The sequence below is a fragment of the Pseudomonas sp. S07E 245 genome (genome assembly GCF_019599025.1).
In the GTDB taxonomy this organism is placed as follows: Bacteria; Pseudomonadota; Gammaproteobacteria; order Pseudomonadales; family Pseudomonadaceae; genus Aquipseudomonas; species Aquipseudomonas shirazensis.
In genome coordinates, this window is the sequence record NZ_CP080625.1 from 3,405,001 (window position 1) to 3,422,113 (window position 17,113).

General features: G+C 62.3%; 17 protein-coding genes. 4 read left to right on the forward strand and 13 right to left on the reverse strand.

Annotation, left to right across the window (positions count from 1 at the left end; all coding sequences use genetic code 11):
- Nucleotides 1-27 precede the first annotated feature (27 nt).
- The 7 genes from pssA to mrcB form a co-directional block, all read right to left on the reverse strand.
- Nucleotides 28-879 carry a CDP-diacylglycerol--serine O-phosphatidyltransferase gene (gene pssA / locus K3F44_RS15675; RefSeq protein WP_101322124.1) on the reverse strand — a complete coding sequence of 284 codons (852 nt, stop codon included), beginning with the start codon at nucleotides 877-879 and terminating at the stop codon, nucleotides 28-30.
- Nucleotides 880-1,023: 144 nt separating this feature from the next.
- A complete protein-coding gene (gene ilvC, locus K3F44_RS15680) occupies nucleotides 1,024-2,040 on the reverse strand; it encodes a ketol-acid reductoisomerase (RefSeq protein ID WP_101322125.1) in 1,017 nt (338 codons plus the stop codon).
- 53 nt (nucleotides 2,041-2,093) lie between these two features.
- A complete protein-coding gene (gene ilvN, locus K3F44_RS15685; RefSeq protein ID WP_101322126.1) occupies nucleotides 2,094-2,585 on the reverse strand; it encodes an acetolactate synthase small subunit in 492 nt (163 codons plus the stop codon).
- A gap of 1 nt (nucleotide 2,586) precedes the next feature.
- Complete coding sequence (locus tag K3F44_RS15690) at nucleotides 2,587-4,311, reverse strand: acetolactate synthase 3 large subunit (protein WP_101323108.1); 1,725 nt, start codon at nucleotides 4,309-4,311, stop codon at nucleotides 2,587-2,589.
- 407 nt (nucleotides 4,312-4,718) lie between these two features.
- Nucleotides 4,719-5,051, reverse strand: coding sequence for a YqcC family protein (locus K3F44_RS15695; protein ID WP_101322127.1), 333 nt, complete (start codon nucleotides 5,049-5,051; stop codon nucleotides 4,719-4,721).
- Nucleotides 5,051-5,806 (reverse strand): M48 family metallopeptidase, encoded by a 756-nt coding sequence (locus K3F44_RS15700; RefSeq protein WP_101322128.1) that lies wholly within the window; start codon nucleotides 5,804-5,806, stop codon nucleotides 5,051-5,053. The genes K3F44_RS15695 and K3F44_RS15700 overlap by 1 nt, the downstream gene beginning before the upstream one ends.
- Before the next feature lie 60 nt (nucleotides 5,807-5,866).
- Nucleotides 5,867-8,188, reverse strand: coding sequence for a penicillin-binding protein 1B (gene mrcB / locus K3F44_RS15705; RefSeq protein ID WP_220632545.1), 2,322 nt, complete (start codon nucleotides 8,186-8,188; stop codon nucleotides 5,867-5,869).
- 108 nt (nucleotides 8,189-8,296) lie between these two features.
- Here mrcB and K3F44_RS15710 point away from each other — a divergent pair, with 108 nt between their 5' ends.
- Both K3F44_RS15710 and K3F44_RS15715 read left to right on the forward strand, forming a co-directional pair.
- Entirely contained in the window at nucleotides 8,297-9,859 is a 1,563-nt protein-coding gene (locus tag K3F44_RS15710; protein ID WP_220632546.1) for a bifunctional aminoglycoside phosphotransferase/ATP-binding protein, read from the forward strand.
- A gap of 154 nt (nucleotides 9,860-10,013) precedes the next feature.
- A complete protein-coding gene (locus K3F44_RS15715; RefSeq protein ID WP_101322131.1) occupies nucleotides 10,014-10,292 on the forward strand; it encodes a TfoX/Sxy family protein in 279 nt (92 codons plus the stop codon).
- Between the two features lie 205 nt (nucleotides 10,293-10,497).
- Here K3F44_RS15715 and K3F44_RS15720 read toward each other — a convergent pair whose 3' ends face one another.
- From K3F44_RS15720 to K3F44_RS15735, 4 genes are read right to left on the reverse strand one after another with little or no spacing between them, the layout of a single operon-like run.
- Nucleotides 10,498-11,391, reverse strand: coding sequence for a ChaN family lipoprotein (locus K3F44_RS15720; RefSeq protein WP_220632547.1), 894 nt, complete (start codon nucleotides 11,389-11,391; stop codon nucleotides 10,498-10,500).
- 11 nt (nucleotides 11,392-11,402) lie between these two features.
- Nucleotides 11,403-12,173 carry a heme ABC transporter ATP-binding protein gene (locus K3F44_RS15725; RefSeq protein ID WP_409077677.1) on the reverse strand — a complete coding sequence of 257 codons (771 nt, stop codon included), beginning with the start codon at nucleotides 12,171-12,173 and terminating at the stop codon, nucleotides 11,403-11,405.
- Nucleotides 12,170-13,153: an iron ABC transporter permease gene (locus K3F44_RS15730; protein ID WP_220634197.1), complete on the reverse strand. Its 984-nt coding sequence runs from the start codon at nucleotides 13,151-13,153 to the stop codon at nucleotides 12,170-12,172. Before K3F44_RS15730 ends, K3F44_RS15725 begins: the two co-directional genes overlap by 4 nt.
- Before the next feature lie 50 nt (nucleotides 13,154-13,203).
- Nucleotides 13,204-14,085 carry a hemin ABC transporter substrate-binding protein gene (locus tag K3F44_RS15735; RefSeq protein ID WP_150571331.1) on the reverse strand — a complete coding sequence of 294 codons (882 nt, stop codon included), beginning with the start codon at nucleotides 14,083-14,085 and terminating at the stop codon, nucleotides 13,204-13,206.
- 161 nt (nucleotides 14,086-14,246) lie between these two features.
- On the opposite strand from K3F44_RS15735, the gene K3F44_RS15740 reads away from it, so the two are divergent.
- Nucleotides 14,247-14,564, forward strand: coding sequence for a Rieske 2Fe-2S domain-containing protein (locus K3F44_RS15740; protein ID WP_150571330.1), 318 nt, complete (start codon nucleotides 14,247-14,249; stop codon nucleotides 14,562-14,564).
- Here K3F44_RS15740 and sfsA read toward each other — a convergent pair.
- Together sfsA and K3F44_RS15750 are read right to left on the reverse strand one after the other, a co-directional pair.
- A complete protein-coding gene (gene sfsA, locus K3F44_RS15745; protein WP_220632549.1) occupies nucleotides 14,554-15,267 on the reverse strand; it encodes a DNA/RNA nuclease SfsA in 714 nt (237 codons plus the stop codon). The two genes, K3F44_RS15740 and sfsA, sit on opposite strands and share 11 nt — an antisense overlap.
- Entirely contained in the window at nucleotides 15,267-16,439 is a 1,173-nt protein-coding gene (locus K3F44_RS15750; protein WP_150571328.1) for a pyridoxal phosphate-dependent aminotransferase, read from the reverse strand. Before K3F44_RS15750 ends, sfsA begins: the two co-directional genes overlap by 1 nt.
- Nucleotides 16,440-16,653: 214 nt before the next feature.
- Between K3F44_RS15750 and dksA the strand changes: the two genes are divergently transcribed.
- Nucleotides 16,654-17,100 (forward strand): RNA polymerase-binding protein DksA, encoded by a 447-nt coding sequence (gene dksA / locus K3F44_RS15755; RefSeq protein WP_101322139.1) that lies wholly within the window; start codon nucleotides 16,654-16,656, stop codon nucleotides 17,098-17,100.
- The last annotated feature ends 13 nt before the right edge of the window (nucleotides 17,101-17,113 follow it).

Genomic DNA, 17,113 nt, shown 5'->3' on the forward strand with positions numbered 1-17,113 from the left:
GAAGGTTATTCCGTCATTAAATCAACTTCAGTTTTTTTGCCGACGTACCCGCAGCAGATACTGCACCGGGCCCGACACGGCATAACCGAGGAAGATCAACAGCAGAATGCGCGGCGGGTCGCTGAATACCACGGCAAACACCAGCACAACTGCAAGGATCGCCACGAACGGCACCCGCCCACGCAGGTCGAGTTCCTTGAAGCTGTTGTACTTGACGTTGCTGACCATCAGCATGCCCGCAGCCGCCACCAGCAGCGCCACCAGGAACGACAGCTTCGAGCCCTGAATGCCGAAATCGCTGAAGGCCCATACGGTACCCGCCACCACGCCTGCCGCAGCCGGGCTGGCCAGGCCGATGAAGTAACGTTTGTCAGCAGTGCCGACCTGGGTGTTGAAGCGTGCCAGACGCAGGGCAGCACCAGCAACATAGATGAAAGCAACCATCCAGCCGACCTTGCCCATGTCACCCAGTGCCCAGCCGAATGCCAGCAGCGCCGGCGCCACGCCGAAGGCGACCATGTCCGACAGCGAGTCGTATTCAGCGCCGAATGCGCTCTGGGTGTTGGTCATGCGTGCTACCCGGCCATCCAGGCCGTCGAGCACCATGGCCACGAAAATGGCAATAGCGGCAAAGGCGAAGTACTTGCTCGCCTCGCGCGGGTCACCTGCGCTCATGGCGCTCTGCGCGCTGATCGAGCTGATGATCGAGTAGAAGCCGGCGAACAGGTTGGCCGTGGTGAATAGGTTGGGCAGCAGGTAGATACCGCGATGACGGACCTTGCGCCCTTCGGCGTCATGCCCTTCTTCAACGTGCTCATCTACAGGTAGCAGGCTTTCGGCGTCGGAGGGCGTGTTCGGCTCTTCGGGACGTTCGCTCATGAAAATTACCTTGATTGGAAAATGTTCGATACAGGCTTGCGAAGCACAAACTGACGGCAAGCCACTGGTCGCTTTATACCAGAAGCGCGCCGCTTAAACGAAAAAACGCGGCCTAAGCCGCGTTTTTCATCTCATCGCAAAGACTCAGTTCTTGGTCTTGTCGACGATTTTGTTGGCCGAGATCCAAGGCATCATGGAACGCAGCTGCTCACCGATCACTTCGATACCGTGGGCGGCGTTGTTACGACGCTTGGCGGTCATCGATGGGTAGTTGGTAGCACCTTCGGAGATGAACATCTTGGCGTATTCGCCGTCCTGGATGCGCTTCAGAGCGTTGCGCATGGCCTGACGCGATTCGGCGTTGATGACCTCAGGGCCAGTCACGTACTCACCGTATTCGGCGTTGTTGGAGATCGAGTAGTTCATGTTGGCGATACCGCCTTCGTACATGAGGTCAACGATCAGTTTCAGTTCGTGCAGGCACTCGAAGTAGGCCATTTCTGGCGCGTAGCCAGCTTCAACCAGGGTTTCGAAACCGGCTTTGACCAGCTCGACGGTACCGCCACACAGAACAGCCTGCTCGCCGAACAGGTCGGTTTCAGTCTCGTCCTTGAAGGTGGTTTCGATGATGCCGGTACGGCCGCCGCCGACGCCTGCAGCGTACGACAGTGCAACGTTCTTGGCGTTGCCCGAGGCGTCCTGGTAGATAGCGATCAGGTCAGGGATGCCGCCGCCTTTGACGAACTCGGAACGCACGGTGTGGCCTGGGGCCTTCGGCGCGATCATGATCACGTCGAGGTCAGCACGCGGCACAACCTGGTTGTAGTGGATCGCGAAGCCGTGGGAGAAGGCCAGGGTGGCGCCTTTCTTGATGTTCGGCTCGATTTCGGTCTTGTACAGAGTGCCCTGGAATTCGTCCGGGGTCAGAATCATGACCAGGTCGGCAGCAGCGACAGCCGAAGCCACGTCAGCCACTTTCAGGCCGTGAGCTTCTGCCTTGGCAACGGTAGCCGAGCCTTTACGCAGACCGACAGTTACGTCTACACCGGAGTCTTTCAGGTTGCATGCCTGAGCGTGGCCTTGCGAACCGTAGCCGATGATGGCGACTTTCTTACCCTGGATGATGGAAAGGTCGCAGTCTTTGTCGTAGAAAACTTTCATGAAATACCCCTGTTAGATCTCGGCCCCTGCGGAGCCATCGCTATTTGTTTAAGTTAGACGCTGAGCACTTTGTCGCCACGGGCAATGCCGGTAACGCCGCTGCGCACGGTTTCGAGAATCGATGCAGTGCCGATCGCCTGGATGAAGCTGTCCAGCTTGTCGCTGGTGCCGCTCAGTTGCACGGTATACACACTGGCGGTGACGTCGACGATCTGCCCACGGAAAATATCCGTGGTGCGTTTGATCTCGGCGCGCTGAGCGCCGGTTGCCTTGACCTTGACCAGCATCAATTCGCGCTCGATGTGCGCGCTCTCCGACAGGTCGACCAGCTTCACCACTTCTACCAGCTTGTTCAGGTTCTTGGTGATCTGCTCGATCACCTCGTCATGACCAACGGTAGTCAGGGTCAGGCGCGAGAGGGTTGGGTCCTCGGTCGGCGCCACGGTCAGGCTTTCAATGTTGTAGTTGCGTTGGGAAAACAGGCCGACCACGCGAGACAAGGCACCGGGTTCGTTTTCCAGCAGCAGGGAAATGATGTGCCGCATATCAGGTACGCTCCGTCTTGCTCAGCCACATGTCGCGCATCGAGCCGTCTTTGATCTGCATCGGGTAGACGTGCTCGGTGCGGTCAATCGCGATATCGATGAACACCAGCCGGTCTTTCATGGCGAACGCTTCTTCCAGCTTGGGCTTGAGGTCCTTGAGGCTGGTGATGCGGATACCGACGTGGCCATAGGCTTCGACCAGTTTGACGAAGTCCGGCAGCGATTCGACATACGAATGCGAGTGACGGCCGTTGTAGGCCATGTCCTGCCACTGGCGAACCATGCCCAGCACACCGTTGTTCATGTTGACGATCTTCACCGGCAGGCCGTACTGCATGCAGGTAGACAGCTCCTGGATGTTCATCTGGATGCTGCCTTCGCCGGTCACACAGGCCACGTCCTGATCGGGGAAGTTGAGCTTGATGCCCATCGCCGCCGGGAAGCCGAAGCCCATGGTGCCCAGGCCACCGGAGTTGATCCAGCGGTTCGGCTTGTTGAAGCGGTAATACTGCGAAGCGAACATCTGGTGCTGGCCGACATCGGAGGTGATGTAAGCATCGCCATTGGTCACTTCACACAGGGTTTCGATCACGGTCTGCGGTTTGATCACGCTGCCGTCGCCCTTGTCGTAAGGGAACAGGCCGCGGTCGCCACGCCATTCGTCGATCTGCTTCCACCAGGCATCCAGCGCGGCCTTTTCAGGCTGCTGACCGATTTCCTTGAAGATCGCCAGCATCTCGCTGAGCACGCTGTCGACTGGACCCACGATCGGCACGTCGGCCTTGATCGTTTTCGAGATGGACGCCGGGTCGATGTCGATGTGGATGATCTTGGCATTCGGGCAGAACTTGGCCGGGCCGTTGATCACACGGTCATCGAAACGCGCGCCGACAGCCAGGATCACGTCGGCATGGTGCATCGCCTGGTTGGCGGTGAAGCTGCCATGCATACCGAGCATGCCGAGGAACTGGCGGTCGGTACCGGGGAAGCCACCCAAGCCCATCAGGGTGTTGGTAACCGGCAGGTTCAGCGACTTGGCGATCTCGGTCAGGGTCTCGGAGCCACCACCGAGGATCACACCACCCCCGGAGTAGACGATCGGACGCTTGGCGGCGAGGATCATCTCGGCTGCCTTGCGGATCTGCCCCGAGTGACCACGTACGGCCGGGCTGTAGGAACGCAGCTTGACCTTCTTCGGATAGACGTACTCGAACTTCTCCGCCGGGTTGGTCATATCTTTTGGAATGTCGACCACGACCGGGCCAGGACGACCGGATTGCGCCAGGTAGAAGGCCTTTTTCATGACTTCGGGGATTTCCGAGGCATGCTTGATCATGAAGCTGTGCTTCACGATCGGCCGGGAAATACCGATCATGTCGGTTTCCTGGAAGGCGTCGGTGCCGACCATGGTGCTAGGCACCTGGCCCGACAGGATCACCATCGGAATCGAGTCCATGTACGCGGTGGCAATACCGGTGATGGCATTGGTTGCACCCGGGCCGGAAGTCACCAGCACTACGCCAGCCTTGCCGGTGGCACGGGCATAGCCGTCAGCCATGTGGGTTGCAGCCTGCTCGTGACGAACCAGGATGTGCTCGACTTCCGGCTCTTTGAACAGCGCGTCGTATACATGAAGGAGAGCACCGCCAGGGTACCCGTAGATGTGCTTAACGCCTTCGTCACGCAAGAAGCGGACGACCATCTCAGCGCCAGATAAAAGCTCCACGTTGTTCACCTCTAAAACGCCAGAATACCGTCCCTGATGGACGGGTCTTAATAGGTTTACTGCCAAGCAGAGCACGAGCGAACGTCAGCACTGACTGAGCAAGTATTGGGAGCGCCCCAGAGTGTTGCGGGGTTTTCCCACCCAGCGCGAGGTAACGCGTTGCGGGGTGTTACAAGTCGGCGCGGGTATGCGCCTCATGATCTGCTTAGCGGGTCTGCTTCTGGCAGTCCCTCTAAAGCGGAACCTGATTCTTGTGATTCGCCGAGGTTATGTCAAGAAAAATTATTGCCAATTTTTCCTCGAGATGAATTTGTTCCACCACGAATACAGTTCACAGCAGCAGAAAACCAAACAAAAACAAAAAAAAGAGCCGCAATCTGCGGCTCTAGTCTGAAAAAGAGCAGAAATCAGGCGGATGTGCCGATCAATTGGTCAAATTCAGCCAATAGTCGGCGCAGCTCGCGACTTTGCTCCGGGCGATCACTGAAAACCGTTTCAGCCATGACCAGAATGCCCGAGGCGTTCGGCAGCGGCTGGGCGTGTTCGAGGATGAACGCCATGCGTGGCAGGAAAATCCACTGCAGCCACTGCTCAAAGCTCATCACATCGACCGCAAACGGCGTGACACTGGCGAGCGCTTCGGCACTGGGTGCCTGCTCGCTCCACCAGCCCTGACTCCGCAACTCGTGCTCGATCAGCAGCAAATGGTCGGCGATGTCGAGAATGCGTTGCTCGACCATTACAGATTGACCCGGGCTTTCTGCCGAGCCAGAGCGGCACCGGCGCTGTCACCCTGCTTCTCACGGGCCTGGGCAATGGTGTTCCACAGCTCCGCTTGTAAGCTTGGACGACCATTGGCGTAGGTCAGCGCGCGGCGTGCGAGTTGCTCGGCCTGGGCCGAATCACCTTGGGCCAGGCGCACCTGGGCCAGGCGGAACAGCACCTGCGGCTCGCGCGGGGCAATGCGCTGGGCGCGCTCAAGGCTCGACGAAGCGCCATTGAGGTCGCCACCGCCTTGTTGCTGCTGGGCCGTGGTCAACAGCGCCAGTACCGGGCCATCGAGCTGCTCGTCAGCCGACAGGCCGCCAGCTGGCGCGCTGCGCGGGATACCGGTAGGCGCACTGGTCGCCGCCGGGGTGCTGTTCATCGAGGCGATGTCGAACGGCTCGTCGGCAATCGGGTTGGGGTTGGTGGTAATCGGCGTGGTATCGATCGGCGCGCTGCTGATCGGCGCCGCGTTGCCAGCCGGGAAGGTCTGGATCGACGAAGCACCGGCGCCTTGCGGGATCATCACGGTCACGCCGGAGTCCTCAGGCAGCGACTGCGCCTGGCTGGTGCCATTGGCGGTAACCGGCGTGCGCTGGTTGGCGGTGACCCGCTCGCTGTTGGATACCCGGGTGCTCGAGTCGACCACCGGAATGTTGCCGCGTGGAACGCTGGCGCAGCCATGGAGCATGGCCAGCGCGGTCAAGGCAGGAAGCCACCACTTGTTCACTTGTTACCCTCTCTAAATGCGGCTACGGGCCAGTGGGTCATCCCCGCCGGCCCGCAGTGCTCAATTCATCCAACCCTTGACCCAATCCATGACCGAGTCGGCCGGTTGCTGTTCACCACCGCAGGCAGCGCCAGCGGCCGGTTCGCTGCCGCGAATATACGGCATCTGCACTGCTCCCGGACAGCTGCTGTCCGAGCCCTGCCCGCTGTATGGGTCGATCCAGGCCTGGACGATGTTGTCCGGCTGCGGCATGTCCAGTGGCAACGGGTCGGCCTTGCGCATGAAGCTGGTCCAGACCTGCAACGCACCGGTGGCGCCGGTGAACGGTGTCTTGCCGTTGTCGTCGCGGCCGAGCCAGACCACCGCCAGCAGATCCTGGCTGAAACCGGAGAACCAGCTGTCGCGCGAATCGTTACTGGTGCCGGTCTTGCCGGCCAGCGTCAGCGAGCTTGGCAGGACACTGTAGACCGAACGCCCGGTACCTTCACGCATGACCCGCTGCATGGCGTTCTGGACCAGATAAATGGCACCTGGGTCGAAGCTCTGCTGGATCTGGAACGGGTAGCGCTTGAGCGGCTCGCCTTCGGCGGTGAGCACACTGCGAATGCCGCGCATCGGCGTGTTGAAGCCACCGTTGGCGATGGTTTGGTACATGGTCGCGACCTGCATCGGCGACATCCCGCCAGCGCCGAGCAACATCGACGGGAACGCCGGCCAGTCGACATCGACGCCGAGCCGACCAATGGTCTTGAGCACGTTCGGCACGCCGACTTCCAGGCCTAGCTTGGCGGTCGACAGGTTGTACGAATTGGCCAGGCCTTGATACAGGTAAATAGTGCCATGCGCACGGCGGTCGTAGTTCTGTGGACGCCAGACCTGGCCATCCGCACCTTTGACCGAGAACGGCTCGTCTTGCAGCCAACTGGTCAGGGTGTACTTGCTCGGTTTTTCCAGTGCACTGAGGTAAACCGCCGGCTTCACCAGCGAGCCGATCGGGCGCACTGCATCGATGGCGCGGTTGAAGCCGGCAAAGCCGGACTGGCGGCTGCCGATCAAGGCCTGGACTTCGCCGGTTTCCGGATTGGTCACGACCATCGCCGACTCGACCGCATCCGAGCCCTTGCGCCCGGCCAGACGCTTGAACGTCTCGCTCATGGCAGTCTCGGCCTTCATCTGCAGGATCGGGTCGAAGCTGGTGAAGATGCGCAGGCCTTCTTCGGTCAAGTCTTCGTCTCGGTAGTCCTGGCGCAGCTGACGCTTGACCAGATCAAGGAAGGCCGGGAACGAGCTATCGGCGAGGCTGCCGCGCTTGGTCACGCCCAGTGGCATTTTCTTCGCCGCGTCGACTACTTCCTGGCTGGCCACACCCTGCTCGGCCAACAGGTCGAGGACCAGGTTACGGCGCACCAGCGCACGCTCAGGCGAGCGCCGCGGGTTGTAGTAGGACGGGCCCTTGACCATGCCCACCAGCAAGGCGATCTGGTGCAGTTTGAGCTCTTGCAGCGGCTGGCTGAAGAAGAACTGGCTGGCCAGACCGAAGCCGTGCACGGCACGTTGGCCATCCTGACCGACAAAGACCTCGTTGAGGTAGGCCTCGAGAATCTCGCGCTTGTCGTAATGCATTTCGAGCAATACGGCCATCATCGCTTCGGTCAGCTTGCGCGTCAGGCTGCGCTCGCTGGTCAGGTAGAAGTTTTTCACCAGCTGTTGAGTCAGGGTACTACCGCCCTGGCGCATGGCACCGGACGAAGTGTTGACCCAGATCGCCCGGGCGATGCCCTTGGGTGACACACCAAAGTGGCTGTAGAAGTCGCGGTCTTCGGTGGCAACCAGGGTTTCCAGCAGGTACGGAGGCACCTGATCGATCTTGATCAGGATGCGATCTTCGAGGTTTTTCGGGTAGATGCCGCCGATCATCAGCGGCTCGAGCCGGACCACATCGAGCTTGCCGCCATTGGCGCCAGTCATGCCGGCCACATAATCGCCCGAGAAGCGCACACGCACGAACTGCGCAGGTTCCAGGCCTTCATAGAATTGGAAGCCGCGGGTGTTGAGGTCGACATTGTTGCCGTTGACCGACGCCGCGCCTGGGCCATTGGCCGCGGTTTCACGGCGGTAGCCAAGGGCGTCGAGCTCAGTGAGGAAGTCGTCCTTGCTCAGCTTCTGGCCGACGAACAGCTCCAGCGGCCGGGCATACACTTTGGCCGGGATGGTCCAGCGCTTGCCGGAGAACTTCTCCTGGACGATGGCATCGAGGTAGATAGCAAAACCGGCGAGCAGCACCAGGCCGACCAGGCTCAGTTTGAGAGCCCAGCCCAGCCAGACGCGCGAGCGACCAGGCGAGCGTTTTTGCGCAGTACGGGAATTTCGGGATCGAGTCATGGCGGCGGATTATACGCACTTTAATCAAGGCAGGCCCGGCGGTATGCAGGGACGGCACCATTGACCATAATGGCGCATTCGAATTCCCTTATCCCGGAAGGATTGCCCGTGAGCCAAGCCCTCATCAGTGCCCTGCAGAACCCCGCCCTTTACCCGCACCCGGTCAGCGGCTTCCAGCTTATCGAGACGCACATCTCCTGGGTCCTGCTCACCGGTGAGTACGCCTACAAGATCAAGAAACCGATGAACTTCGGTTTTCTCGACTTCACCGGCCTCGACCAGCGTGAACACTTTTGTAACGAAGAACTGCGCCTGAACCAGCGCCTGACCGACGACCTGTACCTGGACGTGCTGCCGATCACCGGCAGCGCCGAGGCGCCGCAACTGGGCGGCGCAGGTTCACCGATCGAGTTCGCCCTGCGCATGCGCCAGTTCCCCCAGAGCAACATGCTCAGCACGCTGCAGGCCAACGGTGAACTGACCGCCAGCCACATCGACCAGATGGCGCGGCAGATTGCCGAGTTCCACCAGCAGACGCCAAAGGTCGCCGCCGAGCAGCCATTCGGCACCCCGGCCAGCGTGATGGCACCGGTCGAACAGAACTTCGAGCAGATTCGCCCGTTCCTCAGCGACAAGGCCGACCTGCAACAACTGGACAACCTGCAAGCCTGGGCCCGCAGCAGCTTCGACCGCCTGCACGGCCTGTTCGAGGCGCGCAAGCGTGACGGCTTCATCCGCGAATGCCACGGTGACATCCACCTGGGCAATGCCACGGTGATCGACGGCAAGGTGGTGATCTTCGACTGCATCGAGTTCAACGAGCCGTTCCGCATGACCGATGTCTGGGCTGACACCGGCTTCCTCGCCATGGACCTCGAAGACCGTGGCCTGAAGTGTCTGGCGCGGCGCTTCGTCAGCCAGTACCTGGAACTGACCGGCGACTACCAGGGCCTGGAGCTGCTCAACTTCTACAAGGCCTACCGCGCCCTGGTGCGGGCCAAGGTCGCCCTGTTCAGCATGCCGGCCGACGCCGATGGCGTGCAGCGCGCCACCACCCTGCGCACCTACCGCAACTACGCCAACCTGGCGGAAAGCTACAGCGCCATCCCTTCACGCTTGCTGGCGATCACCCATGGCGTTTCGGCAGTGGGCAAAAGCCACGTGTCGATGCGCCTGGTCGAAGCACTGGGGGCGATCCGCGTGCGCTCCGATGTCGAGCGCAAGCGCCTGTTCGGTGAACAACTGGCTCAGGCTGCCGGCCAACTGCAAGGCGGCATTTACGCCGAAGATGCCAGCGCCGCTACCTATCAGCGTCTGCATCAACTGGCCGACGTGATTCTGCGCGCGGGCTTCCCGGTAGTGCTCGACGCCACCTACCTCAAGCGCGAACAGCGCCAGGCCGCCGCCAGCGTCGCCAACCAGACCGGGGTGCCATTGCTGATCCTCGATTGCCACGCGCCGGATGCGGTCATCGAAAGCTGGCTGGCACAGCGTCAGGCTGAGCAGCTTGACCCTTCCGACGCCACCCTTGAAGTGGTCAAGGCTCAGCAGGCCAGCCGCGACCCGCTGGACGATCAGGAGCTGCGCGACAGCACCCGCGTCGACACCCAGCAGGGCGCCGCCATGGACGCCGTGATCGAGCAGATTCGTCAGCGCCTGCCCGGCCTGTAACATCTCCAAAGCGCGGGGCAGCAATTGCCCTGTGCTGCCCTGCCCGCCGCGCACGGCGGGCTTTGCGGGCGAATTCGCCAACCCCCGCTACACTCCTGTCTGACCTGCTCACGATTTTCGATATGCCCCCGTTCAGCCATCGCAAGGAGGCTCGATGAACGATGAGTTGCAGCACCTGAAAAACCTCGGCAAGACCTCTGCGCAGTGGTTGCATGCGGTCGGCATCCACAGTGCATCCGACTTGCGCAGGCTCGGCGCGGTCGGCGCTTATCAGGCAGTGAAGAGTAGAGGCTTTCGCGCGTCCAAGGTCCTGCTGTATGCAATCGAGGGGGCGTTGCTCGACATGCATTGGAATGATTTGCCGGCCGAACGCAAGGAAGCACTGAATCAACAGCTGGACGCAAAATGCACGCTGCAGAAAAATCTTAAATAAATTGCAGCGAAGGGATTGACGCAGAAATGAGAATCGTTATGATTATCACAACTGGTCGCGAGACTGGTTGGGTAATTTGAAAGACCTTGGTTCGGACTCTCAGATTATCTCCTCATCAGGCTAATCACGGTTATTGACCCGGCTTTTTGCCGGGTCTTTTTTTGCCTGCGATTCGGGCTCAAGCGCCGCCGCTAGCCGCGGATGATCAGTGCTGGCTGCGCAACTGGGCGCAGTAGTCCTGCTCTGGCAGCGCCGCCGTAAACCAGACATAGTCGGCCATGCCCGGCTGCACTTCGCTGCCGACTTCGGCCAGCAACAAGACTTTGCTCGCGCCCTTGGCGCCGAGATCAGCCAAATGCAGCGGCACGCCGAGGTCGTTGCGCACGTGGGCACTGCCGGCGAACAGTAACGCCGGTTGCGCTGCCGCCAGCAACCGCTCGGCGATACGCCGGTCGCGTTGCTGCTGCACCGCCAGCATTGCCGGCAACTGGCTTTCAGGCAGCAGCCCGCAGTGCCCCTCACGCACTTGCTTGAGCAGTTCGGCTTTGACAGCAGGCGCACTCGAGCGCTGGCCACTCAGCCCAGCAGGCTGCCGGTAGGCCTGGCGCATTTCGCTGGTGGACAGATTGGCCGCCAGCAGCGGGGTCGACTGCTGCAACGCCTGGCGCACGATCGGGCCGTACAGCGCCCAGTCCCAGCCGTCCTGCCAGGCCAGGGCTTTGGCCAGGTCGGCCGGCAGTTGCGCGGCGCCAGCCACCGCGTCGACCCGTGCCTGCTGCTCGGGCTGGAGCATTTCCAACAGCAGGCTGCCTTGCGCTCGGCGCGCCTGCAGCGCCTTTAGCAGCCACAGCTGCAGCGCGTGGTGATCAGGGTTGTCGTGCTTCTCTCCAACCAGCACCCGCGGCGCCTGCGCCAACTCATCCAGCAGTTGCTCAGGGCTGAGCAGGCGGCCACTGGCGAGTTCGCGAATCTGCCCCAGTTGTGCACTGGTGCGGCCCTCGCTGGCTTGCCAGACGGGCAGCGGCGGCAGGCTGGCCTGTCGCGCCTGACAGCCGCCAAATACAACCAGCAAACCAAGCAACAACAGGCGACAGATCATGGGCAAGCTCCTTAGCGCATGATGATCAGCGGGTGGCCGCGTTCAGGATGATCCTGCACCAGCACATCGATGCCGAACACAGCCTTCAGCGCCTCTGGCGTCAGGACCTCGCGCGGGCTGGCCAGGGCGTGGCAACGGCCTTGCTCGAGCAGCATCAGCTGGTCACAGTAGCGCGCGGCCAGGTTCAGGTCATGCAGGATTACCAGTACCGCCGCGCCGCGGTCGGCAAAGCTGCGCACGGCCTGTAAGGTGGTGTGCTGGTGCAGCGGGTCGAGCATCGAGGTGGGTTCATCGAGCAGCAGCGTCGCGCCCGCCTCGCCTGGCCATAATTGCGCCAGCACCCGCGCCAGATGCACACGCTGGCGCTCACCGCCCGACAACGCCAGGTAACTGCGCGCAAGCAGGTGCTGGGCATCTGCGGCGTGCAGCGCAGCTTCGATGATCTCGCGGTCACGCTGCTGGCCGCTGGCATGGGGCAAGCGGCCAAGACCGACCACTTCTTCAACGCGAAAGGCAAAGCCAAGGCTGGACACCTGCGGCAGCACCGCCAATTGCCGTGCCCGCGCCTGCCCGGCCCATTCGGCCAGGCCCCGCCCGCCAAGGCGCACCTGGCCCTGGCTGGGGATCAGTTCACCACACAGCGCGCCGAGCAGGCTGCTCTTGCCAGCGCCATTGGGGCCCAGCACACCAAGGATCTGCCCAGGCTTCACGCTCAGGCTTATATCGTGCAGCACTTCGGTGCTACCACGCTGCAAGTGCAGGCCTTTGGCTTCGAGCATCAGTGGCGCCCCTTGAGCAGCAACAGCAAAAAGAACGGCGCCCCAATGAACGCAGTAACGATGCCGATCGGCAGTTCGGCGGGCGCCAGCGCCAGCCGTGCGACCAGATCAGCGAACAGTAGCAGCGAGCCGCCGGCAAGCAATGAGGCTGGCAGCAGCACCCGGTGATCAGGCCCGGCCAGCAGCCGCACCAAGTGCGGCACCACCAGCCCGATAAAACCGATCAGGCCGGCGGCGGCCACTGCTGCGCCTACGCCCAAGGCGGTGCAGAACACCAGCTCGCGCTTCAGTGACTCGACCTCGACGCCCAGATGCCGCGCCTCCGACTCGCCCAACAGCAAGGCATTGAGTGCCTGCGCCCGCCTGGGCAGCCACAGCGCCACGGCGAGGGTCACCACCAGCAACGGCCACAGCCGGGCATAGCTGGCGCCGTTAAGGCTGCCCAGGTTCCAGAAGGTCAAGGTGCGCAGGGTGGCGTCATCGGCCAGATAGGTGAACAAGCCCACTGCCGAGCCGGCCAGGGCAGTCAGCGCGATACCGGCCAGCAGCATCGTGGCGACATTGATTTGACCGTCACGCCGGCCCAGCCGGTAGACCAGCGCGGTGACTCCAAGGCCACCGGCAAAGGCACATACCGACAGCAGATACGGCGCAAACCACTCCGGGATACCGCCCAGCCAACTGCCGCCGACAATCGCAATAGCGGCGCCGAGCGCAGCACCGCTAGCCACGCCGACCAGCCCTGGGTCCGCCAGCGGGTTGCGAAACAGGCCTTGCATGGCCACTCCGGACAACGCCAGCACGGCGCCCACCGCAAGCCCGAGCAAGGTCCGCGGCAGGCGGATCTGCCCCAGGATCAGCTCGGCCTGCTCCAGCCCATCAGCGGCAATCGGCACGCCGAGCAGGCGCAAGCCGGCGCGCAGGGTATCCAGCAATGGCAGGCTGACCGGCCCCAGCGCCAGCGACAGCCATACTGCGAGCAGGCAGAGCAGGCTCAGACCGATGAACAAGGTGCGCGGCTGAACCCTCTGTTTCATGGGGCGAAGCTGGCCTTGGCCTGTGGATAGAACTCACCCGCCAGCTGCTGCAGAGTCGCCGGCAGACGCGGGCCGAGGCCGCCCACCAGCAGGGTTGGGTCCAGCGACACCAGGCGCTTCTCGCGCACCGCGCGCGAGCTGGCCAGGCCTGGATTTTCCTTGAGCAGCGCTTGCACCGCCTGCTCACCACTCAAGCTGCGGTCGGCAATCACCACCACGTCGGGGTCGAGCGCTGCCAGTGCTTCGACCGAGAAGTTCTTGTAGCCCTGATGCTCGGCAAGGTTACGCCCGCCGGCCTGGCCCAGCAGCCAGTCCCCTGCCGTACCCGCGCCGGCGATCAATGGCTTGGCACCGGCATGGCCGACCAGCAGCAACACACCGGGCGCTTTCTGCGCAGCCTGCGCCTGTTTGACCTTGGTCTGTACGGCGTCCAGCTCATGATGGAACTGTCCAGCGAGCAGCCCGGCGCGGCCGTCTTCGCCAAGCAGACGGCCCAGTTTCTCAAGGTTGGCATCCAGTGCCGCCAGCTCAGGCTTGCTCGAGAACACCTCGACCCGCACCCCGGCCTGGCGAATCTGCGCCAGCACCGGCGGCGGGCCCATTTCGTCAGTGCCGACCAGCAGATCAGGACGCAGGCTGAGGATGCCCTCGGCCGACAATTGGCGCTGATAGCCGATGCTCGGCAGCGCAGTCAGTGCCTCGGGGTGCTGACTGGTGGTATCGACGCCGACCAGCCGCTGCTCACCACCCAGCGCGCTGATCCACTCACTCAAGGCACCGCCGGCACTGACCCAGCGCTGCGGTAGTTCGGCAGCCGCCGTCTGAGTGGACATAACAAGTGCAGCGCACAGGGCAAGCAGAGCAGCAGGACGGCGCATAAGCGGATTCCTTTACAGAAGACAGGCCGTGCGCCTTGTGGCACACGACAGAACTGCGCACCATAGTCGGCCAACGCAACAGCGCACAGTTTGATAATTATTCTCATTGAGCGTCAAGCGCTGCCTTGTGCCAACCTTTTACCGCAGGACGATTTCCCGCGATGCAGCTTCTATGTGCTTCCGAGCAACTTGCTGAAGGCCACAGCCGTGCATTCAACGTAGCAGGCCAGGCGCTGTTTGCCGTGCGTCGCCACGGCCAGGTGTTTGTCTATCGCAACCGCTGCCCGCACAAGGGCATCCCGTTGAACTGGGCAGACGACACGTTTCTGGATGCCAGTGCCAGCCTGATCCACTGCGCCCAGCATGGGGCGCTGTTTCTGATCGAGAGTGGCGAGTGCGTGGCCGGCCCGTGCGAGGGCGAGCAGCTGCACGCCCTGGCCTGCCATGAAGACAGCCAGGGCATCTGGCTCAGCGCGTGAGCAACACCGGCAGCGGGCGGTCGATGCGAATCTGCTGGGCATCCAGGCAGGTGCCGTAGGCGATCACCTCGACGCCTTCGGCAACAGCTGCGCGCAGCGCCGTGGCGTAGGCGGCATCGATTTCTTCGGCAGGCCGCACCGCGTCGATCCCGCTGAGATTGACGCAATACAGCTGCACCGCACGAATCCCCTGGCGGGCCAGTGCCGCCAGCTCGCGCAGATGCTTGGCACCGCGCTGGGTGACGGCATCGGGAAACGCCGCCACTGCGCTGTCCGGGTAGCCGAGGGTGACACTCTTGACCTCGACATAGGCAGGCCCACTGGCAAACTCCAGACGAAAATCAATCCGGCTGCGCTCGCTGCCATAGGCCACCTCGCGCTTGAGTGCGGTAAACCCGGCCAGCTCGCTGATCACCCCGGCGTGCAAAGCCTCTTCAACCAGTGCGTTGGCCCGCCCGGTATTGATGCAGGCCAGCCGGCCCTGTGGCGTCTCGCTGATTTCCCAGGTGCCGGGCAGCTTGCGCTTGGGGTCGTTGGAGCGACTGAACCAGACCTGCCCGCCTTCGCGCATGCAGTTGAGCATCGAACCGGTATTGGGGCAGTGAATGGTCAGCTGCTCGCCGTTGGCCAGTTCGATATCGGCCAGAAAGCGCTTGTAGCGGCGCAGCAGGCGGCCCTGTTCCAGTTGAGGAAACTGCGCCATCAGCCTTGCCAACTACGCAGGCCGCGGGCCAACCGCTCAACCGCCTGTTCCAGCCGCGGCAAGCTCTGGGTATAGGCGAAGCGCACATGGTGCCCAGCCTGATGGCGGCCGAAGTCCAGGCCCGGAGTAAACGCCAGATGCTCGGTTTCGAGGAAGTGCCGACAGAAGGCGAAGGCGTCGCCACCGAACTTGCTGATGTCGGCATATAGATAGAAGGCGCCTTGCGGCTCGACGGCGATGCCGAAGCCAAGGTTGCGCAACGCCGGCAGCAAATAGTCGCGGCGCTTGGCAAATTCGCCACGGCGCTGTTCGAGAATGGCCAGGGTGTCATCCTCGAAACAGGCCAGCGCGGCGTGCTGGGCCATGCTTGGGGCGCTGATGTAGAGGTTTTGCGCAAGCTTCTCCAGATCGGCCACCGCCTGCGGCGGCGCGACCAGCCAGCCCAGGCGCCAGCCGGTCATGCCGAAATATTTGGAAAAACTGTTCAGCACAAAGGCGTCATCGGCCACTTCGAGCACACTCGGCGCATCCATACCGTAGGTCAGGCCGTGATAGATCTCGTCCACCACCAGATGGCCATCACGGGCGCGTATCGCTTGCGCCAGGCCGGCCAGTTCATCGCGGTCGAGCACGGTACCGGTGGGGTTGGCCGGCGATGCAACCAGTGCACCGACGCTGTCCTGGTTCCAGTGCTGCGCGACCAACTCGGCGGTCAGCTGATAATTGACCTCTGGCCCGACCGGCACCAACTGCGCGGCGCCCTCGACCAGCCGCAGGAAATGCCGATTGCACGGGTAGCCCGGGTCTGCCAGCAGCCAGTGTTTGCCGGGGTCGACCAGCAAGCTGCTGGCCAACAGCAGCGCGCCCGAGCCGCCTGGCGTGATCAGGATGCGCTGCGGGTCGATGTCCAGCCCGTAGCGCTTGCCATAAAAGGCAGAGATCGCTTCGCGCAGTGCGGGTAGCCCGCGCGCGGCGGTGTAACGGGTATGCCCCGCCGCCAGCGCAGCCTGCCCGGCAGCGACGATCGGTGCGGCGGTGGTGAAATCCGGCTCGCCGATTTCCAGATGGATCACGTCATGGCCGGCGGCCTGCAGCTCGTTGGCGCGGGCCAACAGGGCCATGACATGGAAAGGTTCGATGGCGCGGCTGCGCGCGCTGTAGGACTGAGCCATTGTGGGCCTTCTATGAAATGCATCTAGACTGGTGAATCAAGCGTCAACATGCCACTGAACGCGTAGCGCGGGCCGCTGTCAACAGTGAGATCGGCCGGGGTAGCGCACCCCCGATCTATCTGGTAAGTTCGGCGGCTCGCAGTCGCAGGGCCGGCGGTCGCCGGAGATGGAGCATCCTGCGCATTGGATCAGATGAGTGAGAGGCGGTCTATTCATGTCCACCCTAGAAAAGCAAAAAGCCAGTCAGAACCTTTATGGGGTTGAGCCCTATCAGGAGAGCAAGGGTGAAGAGTACATGGGTGAACCCATGCGCAAGCACTTCACCAAGATCCTGAGTGCTTGGAAGCAAGAGTTGATGATCGGCGTCGACAAGACCGTTGACCATATGAAAGAAGAGGCGGCCAACTTTGCCGACCCAGCGGACCGTGCCTCGCAAGAGGAAGAGTTCGCCCTTGAACTGCGCGCCCGCGATCGCGAGCGCAAGCTGATCAAGAAGATCGACAAGACCCTGCAATTGATTGTCGACGAGGAATACGGCTGGTGCGAAGCCTGTGGCATCGAGATCGGCCTGCGCCGTCTGGAAGCTCGCCCTACCGCTGACCTGTGCTTCGATTGCAAGGAAGTGGCAGAGAAGAAAGAAAAGCAGGTCGGCAAAGCCTGATCGTGCTTTTCAT